The 22,129-nt window shown below is 69.8% G+C and carries 16 protein-coding genes; 7 read left to right on the plus strand and 9 right to left on the minus strand.

From position 1 onward, the window contains the following. Window positions 1–30: 30 nt before the first annotated feature. Window positions 31–1,311, minus strand: coding sequence for an LOG family protein (locus ACIBF5_RS04305; RefSeq protein WP_396807955.1), 1,281 nt, complete (start codon window positions 1,309–1,311; stop codon window positions 31–33). 246 nt (window positions 1,312–1,557) lie between these two features. Between ACIBF5_RS04305 and ACIBF5_RS04310 the strand changes: the two genes are divergently transcribed. Then, window positions 1,558–1,986, plus strand: coding sequence for a DUF3151 domain-containing protein (locus tag ACIBF5_RS04310; protein ID WP_396807957.1), 429 nt, complete (start codon window positions 1,558–1,560; stop codon window positions 1,984–1,986). A 63-nt stretch (window positions 1,987–2,049) separates the two neighbouring features. Here the strand turns inward: ACIBF5_RS04310 and ACIBF5_RS04315 are convergent, their stop codons facing one another. Together ACIBF5_RS04315 and ACIBF5_RS04320 are read right to left on the minus strand one after the other, a co-directional pair. Further along, on the minus strand, window positions 2,050–3,948 hold the full coding sequence (locus ACIBF5_RS04315) for a chromosome partitioning protein (RefSeq protein WP_396807959.1): 1,899 nt from the start codon (window positions 3,946–3,948) through the stop codon (window positions 2,050–2,052). 91 nt (window positions 3,949–4,039) lie between these two features. After that, on the minus strand, window positions 4,040–5,035 hold the full coding sequence (locus ACIBF5_RS04320) for a hypothetical protein (RefSeq protein WP_396807961.1): 996 nt from the start codon (window positions 5,033–5,035) through the stop codon (window positions 4,040–4,042). 126 nt (window positions 5,036–5,161) lie between these two features. On the opposite strand from ACIBF5_RS04320, the gene ACIBF5_RS04325 reads away from it, so the two are divergent. Next, the gene (locus ACIBF5_RS04325) at window positions 5,162–6,448 is read left to right on the plus strand and encodes an adenylosuccinate synthase (RefSeq protein ID WP_396807963.1); all 1,287 of its coding nucleotides are present in this window, start codon (window positions 5,162–5,164) and stop codon (window positions 6,446–6,448) included. 159 nt (window positions 6,449–6,607) lie between these two features. Here ACIBF5_RS04325 and ACIBF5_RS04330 read toward each other — a convergent pair whose 3' ends face one another. The 4 genes from ACIBF5_RS04330 to ACIBF5_RS04345 form a co-directional block, all read right to left on the minus strand. Beyond that, on the minus strand, window positions 6,608–7,399 hold the full coding sequence (locus ACIBF5_RS04330; protein ID WP_396807965.1) for an ABC transporter permease: 792 nt from the start codon (window positions 7,397–7,399) through the stop codon (window positions 6,608–6,610). Then, on the minus strand, window positions 7,396–8,352 hold the full coding sequence (locus ACIBF5_RS04335; protein WP_396807966.1) for an ATP-binding cassette domain-containing protein: 957 nt from the start codon (window positions 8,350–8,352) through the stop codon (window positions 7,396–7,398). Before ACIBF5_RS04335 ends, ACIBF5_RS04330 begins: the two co-directional genes overlap by 4 nt. Window positions 8,353–8,376: 24 nt before the next feature. Then, window positions 8,377–9,225, minus strand: coding sequence for a DUF4097 family beta strand repeat-containing protein (locus tag ACIBF5_RS04340; protein ID WP_396807968.1), 849 nt, complete (start codon window positions 9,223–9,225; stop codon window positions 8,377–8,379). Between the two features lie 76 nt (window positions 9,226–9,301). Continuing rightward, window positions 9,302–9,820, minus strand: coding sequence for a ribbon-helix-helix protein, CopG family (locus ACIBF5_RS04345; protein ID WP_396807970.1), 519 nt, complete (start codon window positions 9,818–9,820; stop codon window positions 9,302–9,304). A gap of 244 nt (window positions 9,821–10,064) precedes the next feature. Here ACIBF5_RS04345 and purD point away from each other — a divergent pair, with 244 nt between their 5' ends. From purD to ACIBF5_RS04370, 5 genes are all read left to right on the plus strand, one after another. Further along, window positions 10,065–11,315, plus strand: coding sequence for a phosphoribosylamine--glycine ligase (gene purD / locus ACIBF5_RS04350; RefSeq protein ID WP_396807972.1), 1,251 nt, complete (start codon window positions 10,065–10,067; stop codon window positions 11,313–11,315). Window positions 11,316–11,452: 137 nt separating this feature from the next. Then, the gene (locus tag ACIBF5_RS04355; RefSeq protein ID WP_396807974.1) at window positions 11,453–12,130 is read left to right on the plus strand and encodes a hypothetical protein; all 678 of its coding nucleotides are present in this window, start codon (window positions 11,453–11,455) and stop codon (window positions 12,128–12,130) included. 205 nt (window positions 12,131–12,335) lie between these two features. Continuing rightward, on the plus strand, window positions 12,336–12,983 hold the full coding sequence (locus ACIBF5_RS04360; RefSeq protein ID WP_396807976.1) for a hypothetical protein: 648 nt from the start codon (window positions 12,336–12,338) through the stop codon (window positions 12,981–12,983). Next, complete coding sequence (locus ACIBF5_RS04365; protein WP_396807978.1) at window positions 12,983–15,007, plus strand: flotillin family protein; 2,025 nt, start codon at window positions 12,983–12,985, stop codon at window positions 15,005–15,007. The genes ACIBF5_RS04360 and ACIBF5_RS04365 overlap by 1 nt, the downstream gene beginning before the upstream one ends. Beyond that, a complete protein-coding gene (locus ACIBF5_RS04370) occupies window positions 15,000–20,135 on the plus strand; it encodes a DNA repair ATPase (RefSeq protein WP_396807980.1) in 5,136 nt (1,711 codons plus the stop codon). The genes ACIBF5_RS04365 and ACIBF5_RS04370 overlap by 8 nt, the downstream gene beginning before the upstream one ends. Before the next feature lie 62 nt (window positions 20,136–20,197). On the opposite strand, the gene ACIBF5_RS04375 is transcribed toward ACIBF5_RS04370, so the two are convergent. Then, entirely contained in the window at window positions 20,198–21,382 is a 1,185-nt protein-coding gene (locus ACIBF5_RS04375) for a serine hydrolase domain-containing protein (protein ID WP_396807982.1), read from the minus strand. A 137-nt stretch (window positions 21,383–21,519) separates the two neighbouring features. After that, the gene (locus ACIBF5_RS04380) at window positions 21,520–22,098 is read right to left on the minus strand and encodes a hypothetical protein (protein ID WP_396807984.1); all 579 of its coding nucleotides are present in this window, start codon (window positions 22,096–22,098) and stop codon (window positions 21,520–21,522) included. Window positions 22,099–22,129 lie beyond the last annotated feature (31 nt).

Consider the following 22,129-nt stretch of genomic DNA (forward strand, 5'->3'; position numbering starts at 1 on the left):
GTCTCCCGTCTGCCAGTCGTCAGGCTTCCGTCAGGCGGCGGTGAGCAGCCGTACCGCCTCGTGCACGTCGTCGGTCACGTGGATCGAGCCGGTGAGGTCACCGAACGGGGTGAGGGTGAAGAGCGGGCGGAGCAGCGACTCGACCGGCAGCGTCTCGGTCCAGAAGGCGCGGTCGAGGAAGACGTACGCTCCGCTGGCCCCGTCGGTGCCGTAGAAGGTCTTGGTCGCGGCCTGGAACACCTCCTGCACCGTGCCGGCCCGACCGGCGGCGAAGACGATGCCGCCCCGGGCGAGTCGCAGCAGGGTGTCCTCCCGGATCGCGTTCGAGAAGTACTTGGCGATCCGACCGGCGAAGAGGTTCGCCGGTTCGTGACCGTAGAGCCAGGTCGGGATGGAGAGCCCGCCGCGCCGGGCCCAACCGACGGTGTCGGCCACGACGGCCCCGTCGCCGGCCCGCTGCGTCGGCGCGACACCGGCACCGTCCGATGACGCACCGAGCCGGGTGGTCGACCCCGGCCCGTCCGGTGTCGGCCCGAACTCGGTCCGGACCCGTACCGCCGCCGAGGTGTAGCGGTCGTGTTCGGTGAAGTCGGGCGCGTCGGCGAGCAGGTCGACGGCGGCGGCCAGTTCCTCCGGGGACCGGGCGGAGAGGTACGCGCCGAGGTTCGCCGCCTCCATCACGCCGGGACCGCCACCGGTCACCACCAGCCGGTCCGCCCGCGCCAGCTCCCAGCCGAGCGTGGCGGCGAGCCGGTACGGCACACTGCCACGCGGTACGGCGTGCCCGCCCATCACCCCGATCACCGAGCCGGGGCCGTGGACCGCCAACCAGCTCCGGGTGGCGTCGGCGAGCGCGTTGTCCATGCCGTGGTCGTGCATCCGTTGGGCGAGTGCCTCGCGTACCGGCGGCAGCGCCCCGCCGTGCGCGGTGAAGTGCTCGTACACCCGGGTGTCGAACATGCCGGCGAAGCCGCCCGTGGCGAATCCGTCGACCAGTTCCTCCGGGGTGTAGAGCCGGGGCGGCTGGGTCGAGTACGGCAGGTCGGCGAAGGGCGGCAGGAGGTGGGCGCCGCGGCTGATGAGATCCACCTCGACCTGACGGGAGGCGAACCGGCAGCCGATGAAGAGCGTGTTGGTCAGTTCCACGGTGGTGAGGTCGGGCGGTGGGTCGAGATCCAGTCGCAGTCCCTGCACGGTCAGCCCGGCGAGGCTGCCGGTGTGCAGGTGGCGGTCGAGTTCGGCGCGGGACTCGATCTCGTGCTCGGTGGTGTCGTCCGGTCCGAGCAGGTGGGTCGGGGGTGGCGTGGGCACGTACGCCATCCTCTCTCGCGCCCGGCGGTCACACCCGCCGTCCGGAGGCCGGTATGGCGAGAGTCCGGTGGCCGAGGCCACCGGACTCTCTGTTACCGGGTCCTGGGGAGGCTCCGGACCTCTATTTGTAGTCGAGTCGGCCATCCCCCGCACCGGCCGCACGCGTGAGCAAAGCCTCAGCCTTTCAGCCAGCCCGATGGGTATCCCGCCTCGCCGTTGCCCAGGTCCAGCAGGTTCAATGGGGCGATGCAGAGTCTGTTGCCGGAACCGCCGGCCACCCTCCTTCCCGGCGACGACGCGGCCGAGGCCGCTCTCGCCGAGGCTGTCGAGGCCAACACCGACGAGGCGTACGCCTCGGTCGCCGCGCGTTTCCCGACCTCCAGCGCGGCCTGGGGGGCCCTGGCTTCCCGGGCCCTCGCCGAGGGCCAGGTCGTCACCGCGTACGCGTACGCGCGTACCGGCTACCACCGCGGGTTGGACCAGCTGCGCCGTAGCGGCTGGAAGGGGCACGGCCCGGTGCCCTGGTCGCACGGCCCGAACCAGGGTTTCCTGCGCTGCCTGCACGTGCTGTCCCGGGCGGCCGGCGAGATCGGCGAGTCGGACGAGGCGGCGCGCTGTGCCCAGTTCCTGCGTGACTGTGACCCCGAGGCGGGCGACGCCCTCGCCGGTAGCTGATCGGCCCCCTGTGCGACCGGTCTCCTCCCCGTTCCGGTTTTGAGCGGAACGGGGAGGAGACCGTCACAGCCCTTCGGCGACCGCTGCCGCGATCTTCAGCCAGGCGTCCCGGCTCGCGCCGGAGAGCTGGCCGTACCGGATCGGTTCGCCGGTGTCGATCAACCGCTCGTACGGGGCCAGCAGTACCGCCCTGGTCCGGGCGGCGAAGTGTCGCTGGATCGCCGGTAGGTCGATCTCCTTGCGTGACGGCGGCATGGAGACGACTGTCACGGCCTGCCGTACCAACCGCTGCCGGCCGCTCTGTTCGAGGTGGTCGAGCATCCGCGCGGCGGTCTCGGCGGAGTCGTTCCGGGCCGACATGGTGATCAGGAGCTGGTCGGTGGCGTCGATCGCGGCCTGCCAGTTCTGGGCCCGTACGTTGTTTCCGGTGTCCACGAAGATCAGCTTGTAGAAGCGGCTGACCACCTCGCGGATCTCGGCGAAGGCGGTCGCGGTGAGCATCTCGCCGCCGGTGGCCGACTCGTCCGAGGCGAGCACGTCGAACATGCCCTCCCCCTGGGAGCGGACGTACTGCGACAGGTCGCCGACCCGGCCGTGGGAGACCTGGAACTGCCCCAGGTCACGCAGCATGTCCCGGACGGTACGGGAGTGGAAGTCCTGTTGGGCCCGCATACCCAGGGTGCCCTGGGTCTCGTTGTTGTCCCAGGCCAGGACGTATCCGCCGCGCTTCTGTCCGAAGGTCATCGCGAGCAGCAGGATGGCTACCGTCTTGCCCGCCCCGCCCTTGGGGTTGACCACCGTGACCTGGCGCAGCCCGCCGAAGTTCCGGCGGACCATCTCGACGTCCTGGCGGATCTCCTGTTCGTGTCGGCTCGGGGAGAGCCGGACCAGGCCGAGCGTGCTCCGGTTGACCGCCGCCCGTACCCCCATGGTGGCGATCGGGTCCGCGGGCCGGGTGGCTCGCCGACGCGCGAACTCCTCGGCGGTCGGTGTCGAGTCGTCGGGCGTCCAGGCCGGTTCCGGGTAAGCGGTGCCCGGGGGTGGCATCCAGGTCACTCCGGGGGCTTCCCCGTAGGGCTGCTGGGGCACCTGGGCGACCCCGGGGTGGACCTCGGTCCGGGGCTGGTGGGGGCCGACCGGCGGGTGCGGCGTCATTCGCGGGGCGGGTGGATATCCGGGTACGTCGACCGCTGGCGGATGACCCGCGCCAGGCGCATATCCTGCGGCCGGCGGGTATCCCGCTCCGCCGGGCGTCTGGGTTGAGGGCCCGTAGGTGCCCGGTGTCGGCCCCACCGGCTGTCCCTGGTGGTGCGGGTACCCCGGGTGTGGCTGTCCCTGGCTCCGCGGCTGTTCCTGGTGGTGTGGGTGCCCCTGCTGCTGAGGGAAGGGCTGAGGGGGGTTCGTCGGGTGCGGCGGACCGGCCGGATGGCTGGTCGTGGCCGGGTGCTCGGCGGCCGGGCGCTGTGGTGGCTGCGCCCAGGGTGACTCCGGCGGGGTGGCGCGTACCTCCCGGGGGACGGGCCCGGTCGGGGCGGTGGTTCCCGTGCCGCCGTCGGTGCCGTCGTCCAACAGACCCAGCGTGAAGGGGGCGTCCAGGTGCACCGGCGGGCTGGCGGGCCCGCTCGCCGTACCCCGGGTGGGGATGTCGGAAGGGGCCCACGGGTCAGCGTCCGCCGGTGCTGACGGCGGTGCTGGCGTCACCGGTGCCGGTGATGGTGCCGCAGGCGGGGCGGGTGAGGGGAACGAGACGCCTCCCCAGGCCACGTCCGAGCCGACTCCGAGCGTCGCCGCCGAACCGGGCCCTGGCACGGCGTCGTCCGGCCCGGTCGGAGGCTTGTGCCCATCCGCCGACCCGGTCTGCTGCGGATCGGCGACGATCGCGTCCGGCGGCCAGAACGGCTCGCCGTCCCGGGGCGCCGCCCCGGGGCCCGGCCGGTAGTGCTGGTTCGGCTGGTCGTCCATCACGGCACACTCCCCCCTGCTCCGCCCGAGGATATGCCCGTAGGGCGGCTCCGGCCGGGCACCGAGCCCGGCCGCCGGCCGACATACCAGGTCAACGACCGTAGACCGCCCACGCGCCGGGCTCGATCCACCAGGAGCGCTTGCGTCCCAGCTTGCCGCTGACGCCGTCGTCCACGTAGGGCAGGTCGCCGTCGCGGGGCACGACCGAGACCGCGCGTCCCCGGGCCCGGCGCACCTCGATGCGTACCTTCTTGCGGCCCCAGCGGGGACCGGCGAGCACCGGGACGGCCACCGCGACCTCGACCACGCCGTTGCCCAGGTCGGCCTCGGTCAGCAACGGGAGGGTGGCGAGCTGGGCGAATCCGCGACCGTTGCCGACCGCGCACGCGAGTACGGGATCGTCCCCGTTGGTCAGCACCGTGTCGTCCACCTCGACCCGGCCCCGCCACGGGACCGTGCGGCCGTCGTCGTCGGCGTGTGCGAGCAGCACCCCGTCCAGGGTGACCGAGCCGCCGTCGTTGCGGAGCAGATCGAGGCGGCGGACGGGGCCGTCGAGGACCGTGGCGGCGACCTCGGCCGGGTCGCGGGGCAGTCCGAGCTGCCCGACCAGGTCCGACGGCGCCCCGTCGTGTCCGGCGCCGGTCGGGTCGAGCGGGAGCAGGCCGATCGGGGGCAGGTCGGGCACGGTCCGGTTGCCGGCGAGGTCGGCCGGCCGCTTGCTCGGCGGTGGGGCGTACCTGCGGACCATCCTGCGCATCACTGCGCGTAACTGTCCGTCACTCGCCGTCGCGATGATCAGGCGGGTCTTGCTGTCCTGTTCCGGCCAGGTGAGGCCGTCCGGGCGGGCGGACGCGTCCAGTCGGGAGAGCACCTCGTCGATCTCCGTGTCCGAGTGGGCGGTGATCATCTCCACCCGGGCGCCCCGGGCGGTAAGTGCATCCGCACAGGTCAACACGGGTACGCGGGGGGTGTCGGTGCAGCTTTCGTCGGCACTGCCGGCGGTCGAGCCGCAGCAGCCGTCGCCGTTGCCGCAGCCGGCGGAACCGTCCCGGCCCGACCCGAGGGTCAGTAGCACCACGTCGTACACGGGCGGTGGCCTCCTGCCTGTCTCCCCGGCCACTACCGGCGGGGCTGTCACTTCTTGTTAATCTGACACCTCGGGCTCGCCACGCGGTCGCCACCTGGCACCCGAGCCCCTCGAAGGCGGGTTGAGATGCCAGCGATCGTGCTCATCGGGGCGCAGTGGGGCGACGAGGGCAAAGGAAAGGTTACCGACCTGCTCGGCGAGCAGGTCGACTACGTCGTCCGTTACTCCGGCGGTAACAACGCCGGGCACACCGTGATCACCCCGGACGGGCAGAAGTACGCGTTGCACCTGATGCCGTCCGGTGCCCTTTCTCCGAACGCGATGATCGTGATCGGTAACGGGGTGGTGGTGGACCCCAAGGTGCTGCTGGAGGAGATCGACGGTCTGGCCGAGCGGGGCGTCGACGTCTCCCGGCTGCGGATCTCCGGCGACGCGCACCTGATCATGCCGCATCACCGTGCACTGGACCGGGTGGTCGAGCGCTACCTCGGCTCGGCCCGGATCGGCACCACCGGTCGGGGCATCGGCCCGGCGTACGGCGACAAGGTCGCCCGGATGGGGATCCGGCTCCAGGACCTGCTCGATCCGGGCATTCTGCGCAAGAAGCTGGAACTCGCGCTGCGCGAGAAGAACCAGATGCTGTTCAAGGTCTACAACCGCAAGGCGCTGGACGTGGACGCGGTGACCGAGGAGTACCTGGAGTACGCGAAGCGGCTGCGCCCGTACATCGCGGAGACCCGGTCGATCCTCTGGGACGCGCTGGACCGGGGCGAGACGGTGCTGCTGGAAGGCGCCCAGGCGACCATGCTCGACATGGACCACGGCACCTACCCGTTCGTGACCTCGTCGAACCCGACCGCGGGTGGGGCCTGCGTGGGGGCGGGCATCCCGCCGACCGCGATCTCGAAGGTCATCGGTGTGACCAAGGCGTACACCACCCGGGTGGGGTCGGGTCCGTTCCCGACCGAGCTGCACGACGAGAACGGCATGCACCTGCGCAAGGTCGGTGTCGAGTACGGCACCACGACCGGCCGGGAGCGGCGGACCGGCTGGTTCGACGCGGTGGTCGCCCGGTACGCGACCCGGCTCAACGGCATCACCGACCTGGTCGTCACCAAGCTCGACGTGCTGACCGGTCTGGCGAAGGTGCCGATCTGCGTCGGTTACGAGATCGACGGCGAGCGGTTCGACGACATGCCGATGACGCAGACGGGGTTCCACCACGCCAAGCCGATCTACGAGGAGCACGACGGCTGGTGGGAGGACATCACCAAGGCCCGTACGGAGGCTGAGCTGCCGGAGAACGCGCGCCGCTACATCGCGCGGATCGAGGAACTCTGCGGCACCCGGGTCAGCGTCGTTGGCGTCGGCCCTGGCCGTGAGGAGAACGTGGTCCGCCACCCGCTGCTCTGAGATGTTCTTCCGGGACGACTTATTTGTTGATCATGAAGTTGGTTGTCGACCGGGGCCTGAGCCCTGTGCGCCAACTTCATGATCAACGGGTCGGTCGACCGTAAATCTCACTGTTCGTCTCTGTCGCCCCGGCCCTTCTCGGCTCAGGGATCGCCCGATCTATCGGGCGGACTCGCGGCTGAAGAGCTTCTTCGACCAGAGGTAGCCGCCGAGGGCGATGACGACGCACCAGCCGACGGCGATGGCAGCGCTGTTCCCGATCGGGGTGCCCATCAGGAGACCTCGGATGGTTTCGATGAGCGGGGTGAACGGCTGGTACTCGGCGAACCAGCGCAGCGCGGTGGGCATCGAGTCGGTCGGGACGAACCCGCTGCCGAGGAACGGCAGCAGGATCAGCGGCATGCCGACGTTGCTCGACGCCTCGACGGTCTTGCTGGCCAGACCGAACGCGACCGACAGCCAGATGAAGGCGAAGGCCATCATCACCAGGACGCCGGTGAGGGCGAGCCACTCGCCGAGACCTGCCGTCGGCCGGAAGCCGATGAGCAGTGCCACACCGATGACCACCGTGATGCTGAGCATCGTCTGGACGAGACTGCCGATGACGTGTCCCGTGAGTACGGAGACGCGGGCGATGGCCATCGTGCGGAACCGGTCGACGATGCCCTCCGTCATGTCCATGGCGACCGAGATGGTGGTCCCCTGAACCGCGGCCGTGATCGTCATCAGGATGATCGCGGGGGTGACGTAGTTGACGTACTCCGCCCGTCCGCCGGAGGGGCCGCCGAGCCCGGCGCCGAGTGTGCCGCCGAAGACGTAGACGAACAGCAGCAGGAAGACGATCGGCATGCCGATGAGTGCCACCGTCATGGACGGATAGCGCACCATCCGTTTCAGGTTGCGGCGCAGCATCGTCGCCGAGTCGGTCAGTGCGTACGACACAGTGCTCATCGCGTGGCCACCTTCTCGTTCTTGGGGTTGCCGGTGAGGGCGAGGAAGACGTCGTCGAGGTCAGGGGTGTGCATGCTCAGCGATTCGACCTCGATCGCGTTCTCGTCGAGCCGGTCGAGCAGGGCTTTCAGCGCCCGGAGGCTGCCGTCGTGCGGCACCCGCAGGGCGAGCGCGTCGCTGTCGCGCGATGCCTGGCCAACGGCGCGCTCGGCGGACTCGATGTCGTGGAGCCCGGCGAACCGCAGCAGGATGTGGCCGCCGGGGATGCGGCGCTTGAGCTCGTCCGCGGTGCCTTCGGCGACGATCCTGCCGTGGTCCAGCACCGCGATCCGGTCGGCCAGCTCGTCGGCCTCCTCCAGGTACTGCGTGGTGAGGAAGATGGTCACGCCACCCGCGACCAGCTCCCGCACGATCTGCCACATGCCACGGCGGCTGCGCGGGTCGAGCCCGGTGGTCGGCTCGTCTAGGAAGATCACCTGGGGGGTGCCGACCAGGGTCATCGCGAGGTCGAGCCGCCTGCGCATCCCGCCGGAATAAGTCGCGGCCGGTTTCCTGGCCGCCTCGACCAGGTCGAACTGGTCGAGCAGTTCGGCCACCCTGCGCCTGCCCGCCGCCCGGCCCAGGTGGTGCAGATCGGCCATCAGGGCCAGGTTCTCCTGGCCGGTCAGCAGATTGTCGACTGCGGAGAACTGGCCGGTGACGCCGATCGCCGCGCGGACCGCTTCGGGCTCGGTAGCCAGGTCGTGGCCCGCGATTCGCGCGCTGCCCCCGTCGGCGCGGATCAGTGTGGACAAGATCTTGACCGTGGTGGTCTTGCCCGCGCCGTTCGCGCCGAGCAGCGAGAAGACGGTGCCCCGTGGGACGTTCAGGTCGATTCCGTCGAGCACGACGTGGTCGCCGAACGACCTGCGCAGTCCGGTCGCCGTGATCGCCGATGAGGATGGCATGGTCATGGGAGGCCCCTTCGAGAGGTCGGGTCAGGAACGGCGGACGGTGATGTCGCCGAAGGAGGTGTGTGCGCGGACTTCGACGGTCTCCTCGGACTTCTCCGGTCCTTGACCGATGTCCTCCAGCCCGTTGTGCACTCGCCCGTGCCCGGTTTTCAGGTCGAGCCAGGCGGCGGTGCCCGTGGCGATACCGATCTCCAGGTCACCCGCCGCGGTGTGCAGGGCGACCGAGTCACGCGCGACCTCGCCGATACGAATGGTTCCGTTGGAGGTCTTGGCGTCCACCCCGGCGCCGGCCCGGTCGACGGAGATGTCGCCGTTGGCCGCACGTGCGCGCAGTTCGCCGGTGACGGTGCCGAGGTTGGTGTTGCCGTTGGAGTTCTTGACGACCGCGGTTCCGGCGATGTCGCCGATGTCGACACGACCAGTGCCGGTGGCGACCTCGGCGTTGCCGACGACCGTGTCGACCGTGATGTGGCCAGCGGAGACGTCCAGGTGAAGCGGGCCGGTCCGGTCGAGTCGGAAGTGCCCGACGGACGTCTTGAGCCGGCACTCGCCCAGTACGCCGGTGCTGTGGAAGTCCCCGACCGCCAGGTCACCGTGCACCGCCGAGCCGGTGGGAAGTTCGACGACCACGGCGACCGACCTGGTCTTCTTGGAGAAGTCGAACGCACGAGCCTTCGGCCCGCGTACGGTCAACGCGCCGTTGGCGTACTCGACGCGGGTCTGCTGCGCGGCCTTCACGTCGGAGTCGTCGGATTCGTCGCTCGGCCGTACCTCGACCACGGTGTCGGTGCGGTCGCTCGCGATGAGCCGAACGTTGCCGACGGAGAGGTCGATCGTGACGGAGATCGATTCCGGGGTGGCGAAAACAGGCATGGTTGTCCCCTCAGGATGAGTCGGAAGCACATCCCCGCTGGTAGGGGACGTGAAAGGAAAGTGGGGCCGGGTTCGGCTAACGCACCCAGCCGGTGTAGCGCTGTGCACTGGGCTTGCCGCACCGGTCGGCGCCGTGGTCGCGCTCCGGGGTTCGCAGCGCGTTCGAGGCGGCCCGCACCAGCCACGCGTTGACCGACCGGCCCTCCTTGCCGGCCGCTTCCTCGACCGCGGCCTTGAGCTGTTCCGGGAGGCGGACGTTGATGCGCGCCGTGGCACCGTCCTCGAAGCCCGTCGCGGGATCGTCGGCCGGCACGGCAGCCCGGTCGGTGGTGTCTTCCTGTGGCTGCTCGACCTGGTGAGCTGTCACGACGAATTCCGGGTCACGGCCACGCAGGCGAACCTGGACCGAACCGGGAGCCAGTTCCCTGGTGATCTCGTCGGCGGCGGCCGACAGTGCTTCGAGCATGGCGAGCCGGACCGCCGACTCCATCGACACGGTCAATCGCTCGATCAACGCGGTGTCCTTGTCACCGCCGGTCTCCACGGCCGTCAACAGTTCACGGCCGAGAGAGGCGACATACGGGTTCAGGTCCATGGCACCACTATGGCACACAGTGGTGCCATGGACAACCCAGCTTGGCTCAATCTGGCTCAGGGTGGCATCATTCTGGTGCCGGTGCCACCCTTCCGCCTCCTGTGGATAACCCTGGCCTTCCCTGTGGACAACTTGCTGCGGGATGGGTGTTGGTCGCAGGGCGGCAAGCGAGAGACCCGGGTGGAACCTGCGTCAACTTCATGATCAACATTGCGAGGTGGGGGAGCGCGTAGGATCGGACGTCGTGCGCGTACTTCTTATCGGCAGTGGTGGGCGGGAGCATGCGCTCGCGCTCGGGCTGGCCGCTGATCCCTCGGTCGAGCAGCTCATCGCCGCCCCGGGCAACCCGGGCATGGCCAGCGTGGCGGAACTACGGCAGGTCGACGCGGTCGACCCGGCCGCCGTTGCCGCGCTCGCGGTGGAGGTCGGCGCGGACCTGGTCGTGATCGGTCCAGAAGCACCGCTGGTCGCCGGGGTCGCCGACGCTGTCCGAGCCAAGGGCATCGCGGTCTTCGGCCCCTCCGGGGCGGCGGCCCGCATCGAGGGCTCGAAGACCTTCGCCAAGGAGATCATGATGGCGGCTGCGGTACCCACCGCGCGGGCGTACACCTGCACCGATGCGGGTGAGGTGGCCCGCGCGCTGGACGAGTTCGGTGCGCCGTACGTGGTGAAGGACGACGGGCTGGCCGCCGGCAAGGGCGTCGTGGTGACCGAGGACCGGGCACACGCCCTCGAACACGCCGCCGCCTGCGGGCAGGTGGTGGTCGAGGAATACCTGGCCGGACCCGAGGTCTCCCTCTTCGTGGTCACTGACGGGGAGGCCGCGCTGCCGCTCCTGCCGGCCCAGGACTTCAAGCGGGTCGGCGACGGCGACACCGGTCCGAACACCGGCGGCATGGGAGCGTACGCGCCACTGCCGTGGGCGTCGCCGGACCTGGTCGAGGACGTGATGGCCCGGGTGGTTCAGCCCACCCTGGCCGAGATGCGCCGCCGTGGTACACCCTTCTCCGGCCTGCTCTACGTCGGCCTGGCGATCACCAGTCGGGGTCCGAAGGTGATCGAGTTCAACGCACGGTTCGGTGATCCGGAGACGCAGGTCGTACTCGCGCTGCTGGAGACGCCGCTGGCCGGGCTGCTGAACGCGGCTGCCACCGGCACGCTCGCCGCGCATCCGCCGCTGCGCTGGCGGGCCGGTGCCGGGGTAGCGGTGGTGGTGGCCTCGGCCGGCTACCCGGAGGCGGCGCGCACCGGTGACGTCATCACCGGCGCCGACCGGCCCGGCATCATCCACGCCGGCACCGCGCGCCGGGAGAGCGACGGTGCCCTGCTCTCCGCCGGAGGCCGGGTTCTCGCGGGTACGGCGATCGGCCCCGATCTGGAGGTCGCGCGGGACGCGGCGTACGCCCTGATCGAGGGAATCGAGCTGGACGGCTCCCAGCACCGGCGGGACATCGCGTTGGCGGCGATCGAGGGGCGGATCGCGCCGCCCCGGTAGTCACCCCCGTACCAGGATTTCGATTGATCGTCGGGGTCGGCACGAAAGCGGGATTCGCTCGTGCCGGCCCGCTCCTTACCTTGGGATCCGACACCCGGCCGACGCTCGGCCGGGGCGAATTCCCGCAGGGAGCGCCGATGAACAGGATCGTGGCCGGCTGGTACGTCGGGCAGCGCGGCGGCGGAGCAGCCACAGTGCTGGTAGGCCGTGGTGTCGCCCGGTTTGTCGCTCCGTCTCTGGTGGGTGTGTTGGCGCTGACTGCGATGGGTTGTTCCGCACAGGACCGCCGGTCGGCCCTCAGCGGCCAGGCAGGGCCCTCCACCAGCGCGTCGGTCGACCCCGGTGCCACCGGCCCGGTCCCGACCGCATCGGCCGGCCAGACCGGGCCGGGTCCGGGGCCGACTGGCACCCCCGCTGGTCAACCCGGCAACGCGCCCGGGGGCCCCGGCACCACCTCCGCCGCCCCCGGTGACACTGCCCCCGGTGACGCCGCCTCGCCGGTGAGGATCACGACCTTCCGGGTGAAGCAGAAGCCGAGTTGCCCACAGGGTGCCTCGGAGTTCCCGGTCGAGGCCGTGCCGCTGGTACTGGAGTGGAAGGTCTCCGGGACGGAGACGGTGGAACTGGCGGTGGACGGGCCCGGTCGCTACGGCTCCTACCCCGCGAACGGTACGGAGAGCTTCACGTTCTCCTGTGGGGGTGTCCCCGGCAGCGTCGAGAGCCACACCTACCGGCTCACCGCGAAGCACGGGACGTACGTCGATACCCGGACCGTCACCGCGACCGCGACCGTCTACGACGTCGCCGGGGTGTGAACGAGCCGGGCGAAGCTAGCCGATCATCCTGTCTGGACCACCTGTTCGGCGCGACGACCGGACGTTCCTCGTTGACAACCCGTGCCATGATCAGCCTGTCGTACCGAATCCGATCGATGTCTGGCTCCCTTCTGGGGCGGTGACGCGTCGGCCGTTGGCTGTTGGCTGTTGGCTGTTGGCTGTGCAGGGGGGTCGGCAGAGTTCGATGGGTGAGTTCCTGGACGTGGCGCTCGGCTTTCCGACCGCGCTCTTCAGTTTTCTGCTGGTGGTGGTCATCGGTTACTGGGCGCTGGTGCTCTTCGGGGCGGTCGGCATCGACGAGAACGCGGAAACCGAAGCGGGGGACGGGGCCGGTTTCCTGAGCGGGATCGGGCTCGGCGGGCTTCCGTCGACCGTGGCGCTCTCGGTGCTGATCGTGGTGGCCTGGTTCGTCAGCCTGGTCGGGAGCGTGCTGCTGGACCGAACGGGTTGGTCCGGGGCGCTCGCCGTGTTGCTCCCGATCGCGCTGCTGCTGGTCGCGCTGGGCGCCGCCTGGATCGCCACCCGTCTGCTCGCCCGCCCGTTGCGGCACTTCTTCCAGGCCGAACCGCCGGTCTCCCGTAACGCCTTCGTCGGTCAGGTCTGCGTGATCCGTACCGGCCTGGTGAGTGTCGACTTCGGACAGGCGGAGGTCACCGCCGCGGACGGCTCGTCGGCCGTCATCCAGGTCCGGCAGGCCAGTGCCGACGCGCTCGGCGCGGGCAGCCTCGCACTCATCTACGACTACGACGCCGACCGTGAGTTCTTCTGGGTGCTGCCGGTCGGCGCCACCGGAGATCCCGACTACCACCCCCACGGACCGAAGGACCACTGATGGATGTGATCACCACCGGGGTCGGCGTACTCCTGGCCGTCCTGCTTCTCGTCGCGATCGGCGTCGTCTTCCTGGTCAGCCGCCTGTTCCGGAAGGTCGAACAGGGCAAGGCGCTGATTATTTCGAAGGTCCGGCGGGTCGACGTGACCTTCACCGGTGCGGTTGTGCTCCCGGTGCTGCACAAGTCCGAGATCATGGACATCTCGGTCAAGACGATCGACATCGAGCGGACCGGCCAGGAGGGACTGATCTGCCGGGACAACATCCGGGCCGACATCCGGATCACGTTCTTCGTCCGGGTCAACAAGACCACCGAAGATGTGATCAAGGTTGCGCAGGCGATCGGTACGGCACGCGCCAGTGACCGGGAAACGCTTCAGGAACTGTTCAACGCGAAGTTCTCCGAGGCGCTCAAGACGGTCGGTAAGCAGCTCGACTTCGTGGACCTCTACACGAAGCGAAACGAGTTCCGGGACCAGATCATCCGGGTCATCGGCACCGACCTCAACGGCTACAGCCTGGAGGACGCGGCGATCGACTTCCTGGAGCAGACGCCGCTGTCCAAACTGGATGCCGCGAACATCCTTGACGCCCAGGGCATTCGGAAGATCACCGAGCTGACCGCGATCGAGCACATCCGGACCAACGAGTTCCAGCGCAACGAGCAGAAGGAAATCACCCGGCAGAACGTCGACGCCCGGGAGGCGATCCTCGAACTCGAACGGCGGCAGGCCGACGCCGAACTCAAGCAGCACCGCGAGATCGAGACGCTCCGGGCGCGGGAGGACGCGGAAATCTCCCGGGTACGGGCTGAGGAACGGCTCCGGGCCGAGACGGCGCACATCCGTACCGACGAGCAGTTGGGCATCCAGCAGGAGAACAAGGCCCGCGAGATCGCGGTGGCGGAGAAGAACCGGGAACGGGTCATCGCGATCGAGTCCGAGCGGATCGAGAAGGACCGCATGCTGGAGGTGATCGGCCGGCAGCGGGAAACCGAACTCTCCACCATCTCCAAGGACAAAGAGGTCGAGGTGGAGCGGCGGGCCATCGCCGAGGTCATCCGCGAACGGATCGCGGTGGACAAGACCGTGGCCGAGCAGGAGGAGAACATCAAGCGCCTGCGGGTGGTCGAGGAGGCCGAACGGACCCGTCAGGCGGTGGTGATCCAGGCCGAGGCCGAGGCGCAGGAGGCCCTGGTCAAGGACATCAAGGCGGCCGAGGCTTCGGAGCAGGCCGCCAAGCACAAGGCCCGGGAGAACCTGGTCCTGGCCGAGGCCCGACAGCAGGCCGCCGAACTGGAGACCCGAGCCAAGATCCGGTTGGCCGAGGGGGCGCAGGCCGAAGCGGCTGCGGCCGGTCTGGCCGAGGTCCAGGTACGCGAGCGCGGCGCCGAGGTGATCGAGAAGGTCGGTCGGGCAGAGGCGCTGGTCGAACGCGAAAAGGCCCTGGTCCTCGCCGACGCGGTACGCGAGAAGCTCAAGGGCGAGGCGGAGGGTCTCACCGAGAAGGCGGCGGCGATGGCCGCGCTGGACGAGGCGAGCCGGGGACACGAGGAGTTCCGGCTGCGACTGGAGGCGGAGAAGGAACTCCGCCTCGCCGGCATCAAGGCCCAGCACCAGGTGGCCGAGTCCCAGGCGATGGTGCTCGCGGCCGGGCTGGAGCAGGCGAACATCGACATCGTCGGCGGGGACAGCATGTTCTTCGACCGGTTGGTCAACTCGATCACCCTCGGCAAGAGCGTCGACGGATTCGTCCAACACTCGGAGGTCGCGCAGAGCCTCGCCAAGCCATGGCTCGACGGGGAGGCGAGCTTTCCCGAGGACCTGACCCGGATGGTCGGCTCGCTGAACACCGGTGACGTACAGAACCTCACCGTCTCGGCCTGGTTGTTGCAGCAGATCCAGGCCGGCGGGTCCCATGCGGACAAGCTGCGGGACCTGCTCAAGGCGGCGCAGAAGGCCGGACTGGCCGACGCACCGCTCGCCGCGCTGAACGGCCCCAGGCAACGGGGTACGGGTGAGTGAGCCGTCGACCGGGGCGACCGTCGCCGGCCCGACCGGGTCGACGGCAGCCGCCCCGGCCAGTTCCGCCGACGCCCCTGCCCCCGTCGACACCGGCACCGGAGGCGACCGGCAGGGCGTTGACGCGGGGACGTACGAGGTGCTGCGGGCCCGGCTCGCCGAGCGCGCCGCCGAACTCGCCCGCCGCGCCGAATGGCTCAACGCCCGCCGGCTGGAGGTCTTCGGCGGCACCGAACTGCGGCTGATCGGCACCGAACGGATCCGGACCCGGAACAACTGCGTGCCCCGGGACATCGTGTCGGTCGGCGGGCTGATGCTCTTCGGTTACAACGTCTTCATCGGCCTCAAGCCCGAGACCACGGTCGACGACGTCTTCTCCCTGCACCACTTCGCCCGAGGAAGGGCCGCGGTGGAGTCCACCGGCGACGGGGACCCGGGGGACTCCGACGCGTTCCGGTTCGACGACGTCGACCCGGGTCGGCTCGCCGGCCTGCTACGTGACCCGCAGTTCGAGCGGGACTTCGGCGAGTTGTACCGCTACTACCGGGAGACCCGGTTGACGCAGCTCCGGCGGCTCGACGGCCGGCTGCTGGCGGTCTTCCAGACCGGGCCGCGTACCGAGGACATCCGGGTGCTGCGCTGGCAGGTCGGCACCGACGGCACCGTCGGCTACCTGGACAACCGGGGCGAGCGGGACAACGTCTTTCCGCCCTCGCACGACTTCGAGTGGATCGAAACCACCCGGGACGACCACATCCTCGGCCGGCACCCGCACATCTCCATCAACGACGAGGTCTTCGTCGAAACGGTCGGCGGCACGCTCACCGTCAAGGTGGAGAACAACACCGAGACCGGCGAGGGAATCTACGAGGAACCGGTCGACGAGCCGTTGCAGAGCCTCGCCGACGCCGACATCCAGCACGCCCGGATCGGCCCGCTGATCCTGCTGCGGATGCGGCCGTACAAGGAGACCCAGTGGCGGCACCTGGTCTTCAACACCAGGACCAAGGAGGTGGTCCGGCTCGACGGCATCGGGCAGGCATGCCAACGGCTGCCCGAGGACCACGGCATCATCTTCCCCGGCGGTTACTACCTCGCCACCGGAATCAGCCGCACCTTCGACACCGACGTCACCGGACTGGAGTTCGAACGGACCATCCGGTCGACCAACGGCGAGGACGTGCTCTACGTCTTCCATGCCCGAGGCGCCGGCCGGACCCTGCTGTTGCCGTACAACGTGATCCGGAAGGAGGTCGCCACCCCCATCCCGTGTCACGGCTACTCGCTCTTCGACGACGGCACGCTGGTCGTCTTCCGGGCCACCTCGGACGAGCCGACCCGGGTCCACCCGATGCAGGTCTGGCAGACGCCGTACCTCTCCGACAGCTACGCCGCAGGGCAACCGGTCGGCACCGGCCCGCTGGAGCGGGTCGGCAACGCCGACCTGGTACGCGGCATCTCGGACGCCCTGTCGGTGTCCCGCATGGTCAACGAGATGACGCCGACCCTCGCCGTGTTCGAGGCGCTGATCACCGCCTGCGCCCGGGTCTTCGACCACTACCACTGGCTCGGTGAGGCCGACCTCGGTGACCTGCGCACGCCGCTGAGCGAGGTACGCGCCACCGGTAAGCAGGTGCTGGACGAGTTCGAGAAGGTGCAGTCGCTGACCGCGCACGCCACCGCCACGGTGGACGAGGCGGCGCAGCGCAACGCCGCCCTGGTCCGGCAGGTACGCGGTGAGGCTCCGCGTACCGCCGACGAATGGGTGCGCCAGCTCGCCGGGCTTCGTCAGGCCGAGGGGCACCTGGTCACCCTCCGCGACCTGCGTTACGTGGACCTGGCCCGGATCGACCAGCTCAGCGCCGAACTCGCGACCGAACTCACCACCACCGGTCAACGGGTGGTCGCCTTCCTGCGACGCGACGACGCGTTCGGCGACTACCAGGCCGAGGTGGAGCGGTTGCGGGCCACCGCCGCCGCGATCGGCACCGTTGCCGAGGCCACACCGTTGCGCGACCGCCTCGCCGAGCAGGCCGAGGGACTCCAGGTGGTGACCGAGGTGGTCGGCTCGCTGGAGATCGCTGACGCGACCGTACGGACCGGGATCCTGGCCCGGATCGGTGAGGTGCTCGGTGCGGTCAACCGGGCCCGGGCCACCCTGGACGGCCGGCGTGGGGCCCTCCTCACCGCCGAGGGGCGGGCCGGTTTCGCGGCCGAGTTCGCCCTGCTCGGGCAGGCGGTCACCGGTGCGCTCGCGGTCGCTGACACGACCGAACGCTGCGACGAACAACTGGGCCGGCTGCTTCTACAGGTGGAAAACCTGGAGTCGCGATTCGGCGAGTTCGACGACTTCCTCGCCGAACTGGGCACCCGCCGTACCGACATCTACGAGGCGTTCTCGGCCCGGAAGCAGGCGCTGCTGGACGAGCGGGCCCGCCGTTCCGACCGGCTGGTCGGCTCCGCAGAACGGATCTTGACCAGCGTGCACCGGCGACTCACCGGGCTGCGCTCACTCGACGAAATCAACACGTACTTCGCCTCCGACCCGATGGTGGCGAAACTGCGCGGGGTCGTTGACGAACTGCGTACGTTGGGCGACCCGGTCCGGGCAGAGGAACTGTCCGGACGGATCAAGGCCGCCCGGCAGGAGGCCGGCCGTGCCCTGCGTGACCAGCAGGATCTCTACACCGACGGCGGAGCGACGATCCGGCTCGGCCGGCACAGCTTCTCGGTCAACACACAGGAGGTCGACGTTACGCTGGTGCCGCAGGACGGCCGGTTGGCGGTCGCGGTCACCGGCACCGACTACCGGGCGCCGATCCGGGACGAGACGTTCCAGCAGACCCAGCCGTTCTGGGAGCAGTCGCTGGTCTCCGAGTCCGCCGAGGTGAGCCGGGCGGAATACCTCGCCAGCTCGATCCTCACCGCCGCCGAAGCCGGTCGGAGGGCAGATCCGGACCCGGGCACCGGTCTCCCCACACCCGACATGGAGGAACTGCACCGGGCGGCGGTCAGCGGGGCGGAACTGCCGGACCTGGTCCGTCGCTTCGCCGAGGGGCGGTACGACGAAGGTTACGAACGCGGCATCCACGACCACGACGCGGCGGCGATCCTGGACCCGTTGCTGCGCCTCTACGACAGCGCCGGCCTGCTCCGTTACGCACCGGCCGCCCGCGCCGCCGCCCAGCTCTTCTGGAACTTCGGCGTCGACGAGCCGACCCGGACCGGCTGGTCCACACGTGCCGGTTCACTCGCCCGGGCCCGAACCGTGTTCGGTGCCTCGGCGGCGATCGAGGAACTCCGGGCGGAGCTGGCCGACGCGGCCGGCAGCTACCTGCGCGCCGCCGGCCTGTCGGAACAGGCCGAGGTCGCCCCGCTCGCCGCCGAGTACCTCTTCGAGGAGCTGTCCCGGGCGCCGTTCGGTTTTGTCACCGGCTCCGGAGCCCGCGCCCTGCTCGACCGGTTCCGACGCACCCTCGGCGGGCCGCAGTCGAAATCGGTGCAGGATTTCGACGACGACCTGCGGGCACTCGGCGACAACCTCGCCGCCCGGCACCAGCTCGTCGAAGCCTGGCTCGCCTCGTTCCTGCGTACGGCGGAGGCGTCCGCCGCCACCGGGCAACCGTTGGACGCGTACGACCTGCCGGAGGCGGTGGCGATCGAACTCTGCGGTGTCGGGCTGCCCCGGCACGAGTCCTCGGCGGCCCTCTCGGTCGAGGTGTCGGGGCTACTCGCCACCCATCCCCGGATCGTCGACGGGCGGCTGTCGCTGCGGATCGACGAACTGCTGGCCCGGACCGGGCGGTTCCGTCGGGTGCGGGTGCCGGCGTACCGGGACTACCAGCGTCGCCGCAACGAGTTGGTGGCGAGCGAGCGGAGCCGGCTGCGACTCGCCGAGCACCAGCCGAAGGTGCTCAGCTCGTTCGTCCGCAACCGGCTGCTGGACGAGGTCTACCTGCCACTGATCGGGGACAACCTGGCCCGGCAGATCGGTGCGACCGGTGACACCAAGCGGATTGACCAGATGGGCCTGCTGCTGCTGATCTCCCCTCCGGGGTATGGCAAGACCACCCTGATGGAGTACGTCGCCAGCCGCCTCGGCCTGGTCTTCGTCAAGGTGAACGGGCCGGCTCTCGGTTCGGCGGTCACCTCGGTCGACCCGGCCGAGGCGCCGAACGCCACCGCCCGGCAGGAGGTGGAGAAGATCTCGTTCGCGCTGGAGCTGGGGAACAACGTCCTGCTCTACCTCGACGACATCCAGCACACCTCACCCGAGTTCTTGCAGAAGTTCATCTCCCTCTGCGACGGGCAGCGCCGGATGGAGGGAGTCTGGGACGGCCGTACCCGCAGCTACGACCTGCGCGGCAAGCGGTTCGCGGTCTGCATGGCCGGCAACCCGTACACCGAGTCGGGGCGGCGGTTCCGGGTGCCGGACATGCTGGCGAACCGGGCCGACGTGTGGAACCTCGGTGACGTGCTCTCCGGGCGGGACGAGGTTTTCGCCCTCAGTTACCTGGAGAACGCGGTCACGTCGAACCCGGTGCTGGCGCCGCTCGCCGGCCGGGACCGGAGCGACCTGGAGTTGCTGGTCCGGTTGGCCCGGGGCGACGAGACGGTACGGGCGGACCAGCTCACCCACCCGTACGCGGCGGTCGAACTGGACCAGATCCTCTCCGTGCTGCGCAAGCTGATCCGGGTGCAGCAGGTGGTGCTGGCGAACAACCGGGCGTACATCAACTCGGCGGCTCAGGCGGACGCGTCCCGTACCGAGCCGCCGTTCCTGCTCCAGGGCTCGTACCGGAACATGAACAAGCTGACCGAGCGGATCGTGCCGGTGATGAACGACGAGGAGTTGGAACGGGTCCTCGACGACCACTACCTCGGCGAGGCGCAGACCCTGGCCGCCGGGGCCGAGGCGAACCTGCTCAAACTCGCCGAACTGCGGGGCCGACTCAGCGCCGAGCAGTCCCACCGTTGGGCCGAGGTGAAGGCCGCGTACCTGCGGGAGCGGGCACTCGGTGGTGACTCCGACGATGCGGTCGGCCGCGCGGTCGGCGCCCTCGGCCTGCTTGCCGACCGCATTGCCGCCATCGAGTCCGCCATCACCCGCGCCACCCACGCCCAGCGGTAAGGAAGGGCCCCTTGTTATCGGTTTTTGTATAACAAGGGGCCCTTCCTAACATCGGTGGCGGCTCAGCGCAGGGCGAGGGCGGCGGCGATGACGGCCTCGCTGACCGAGGTGGGGGCGTCACCCTTGGCGTCGGTCGAGGTGATCGAGAAGGCCAGCCGGAACGCGCCGTCCCGGCTGCTGGCGATCGCGCTGGAGTAGCCGTACCGGGAACCGCTCTTGACCCAGAGCACCTCGCCGGTGGGGAGCGTGAACGCGGTCAGGCCGACGCTGTACGCCGCCGGCTTGCCGTCGAGGTCGTGCACCCGGGGCACGGCGAACATCTCGTCGAGTTGGGCGGCCGGGAGCAGACGCCCGCCGAACAGTGCCCCGGTGAAGCGGTCCAGGTCGGCGAGTGTGGAGATCATGTCGCCGGAGGCCGGGGTGATCGACTGGTTCCAGTTCGTCACGTCGACGAGTGTGGTCTGCCCGTCGCGGGTGACGGTCTGGTATCCGTGGGCGTGCGGGCCGCGGATGGTCGGGTCGTTCCCGGGCACGTAGGTGTCCCGCAACCCGAGCGGCCTGGTGATCCGTTCCCGGATCTGCCGTGCGTACGAGTCTCCGGTGACCTTCTCGATCAACATGCCGGCCACGATGTAGCCCATGTTCGTGTACTGCTGCTTCGAGCCCGGCGGGGTGAACACCGGCTCGTTGCGTAGCGCCTGCCGGACGATCTGCTCCGGCGTCCACCGGTCGTATCGGTGGTCGAGAGCCCACTCGATGTCGTCGGGCAGGGTTGGACTCGGCAGTCCGCTGGTGTGGTTCAGAAGCTGACGTACGGTCAGCCGGTGGTAGTCGGCGGTCAGCAGGCCGGGCAGGTAGCGGCGTACCGGTGCGTCCAGGTCCACCCGGTGCTCGGCGGCGAGTTGGAGTACGACGGTCGCCGTGAAGACCTTGGTCACGCTGCCGATCCGGAACCGGGCGTCGGCCGGTACGGGCGCCCCGGTGCGGAGGTCCGCTACTCCGGCGGCGCCGGTCCAGCAGCCGGCCGGTGTGCTCAGCCGGACCTGGGCGCTGGTCGCCTCGGCGGGGTCGTGGTCGGCGATCGCCTGTTCGAGTCCTGACCCGTCGAGGGTGCCAGCCGGACAGGTCGCGTGCGGATGTCCGGCGGTCCCCGCAGCGGACGCGAATGCGGGGGGCGACCCGCCGACGGCAAGGGTCGTACCGAGCAGGAGCGCGAGGGTCACGGTCTGGCTCTTGGTGAATCTCATGCGATTCACCCTCTCGGCGGGTGAGCCCTGCGGCATCCGGGGTCGCGACCCTCGGCTTACCCGGAGCTGTCGCCCTACGGGCGAGCAAGAGGCCCGTCCACAACAAGGGGTGGACGGGCCTCTGCCAAGTTGAGCGGTCAGCGGCTCTGCAACGCGTCCAGGCCGACTGCCATCGCGACCACCAGGCGGCGGTCGAGCTGTGGGTTCTGCACCTCGATCACGTACTTGTCGCGCAGGCCCCACTTCTTGACCACGGAGAACGCCGGCTGATCGCCGATCAGGAAGTCGAAGTGGTACGGCAACCAGCTCAGCGAGTCGACGAAGCGGCGCAGCAGCGCCACCGGCAGACTCCGCTCCTGGCCCCGGGCCGGCCCGAGACCGGGCTGCTCGACGATCCAGGTCGACCGGAGCAGCGACGCCTTGAAGTCCTTACGGAACAGGCCGATGCCGTTGCCGGTGGCGTCGGTGACGTCGTACGTCGCGCCGAGGTCGATCGCCTGCCGTGCCTTGAAGCCGAGCACCGGCTGCTGCTTGGTGTCGTCGGTGTAGAGGGTGACCTGCTCCTTGAAGGCCATCCGCTTCTGCTGGGCGAAGGCGAGCAGTGCGCCTTCGGTGCCGTCCGGCGCGATCGCGCGCACCTCGTACTGGTTCACCATCATGCGTAGCCGCTGCCGGACGTAGAACCGTTGTTGACCCTGGAGCTGATCGACGCTCATCTAGCTGTCCTCGTTCTAACGAGTCTGGGGA

It is taken from the genome of Micromonospora sp. NPDC050417, assembly GCF_044458865.1.
Classification (GTDB): Bacteria; Actinomycetota; Actinomycetes; order Mycobacteriales; family Micromonosporaceae; genus Micromonospora_G.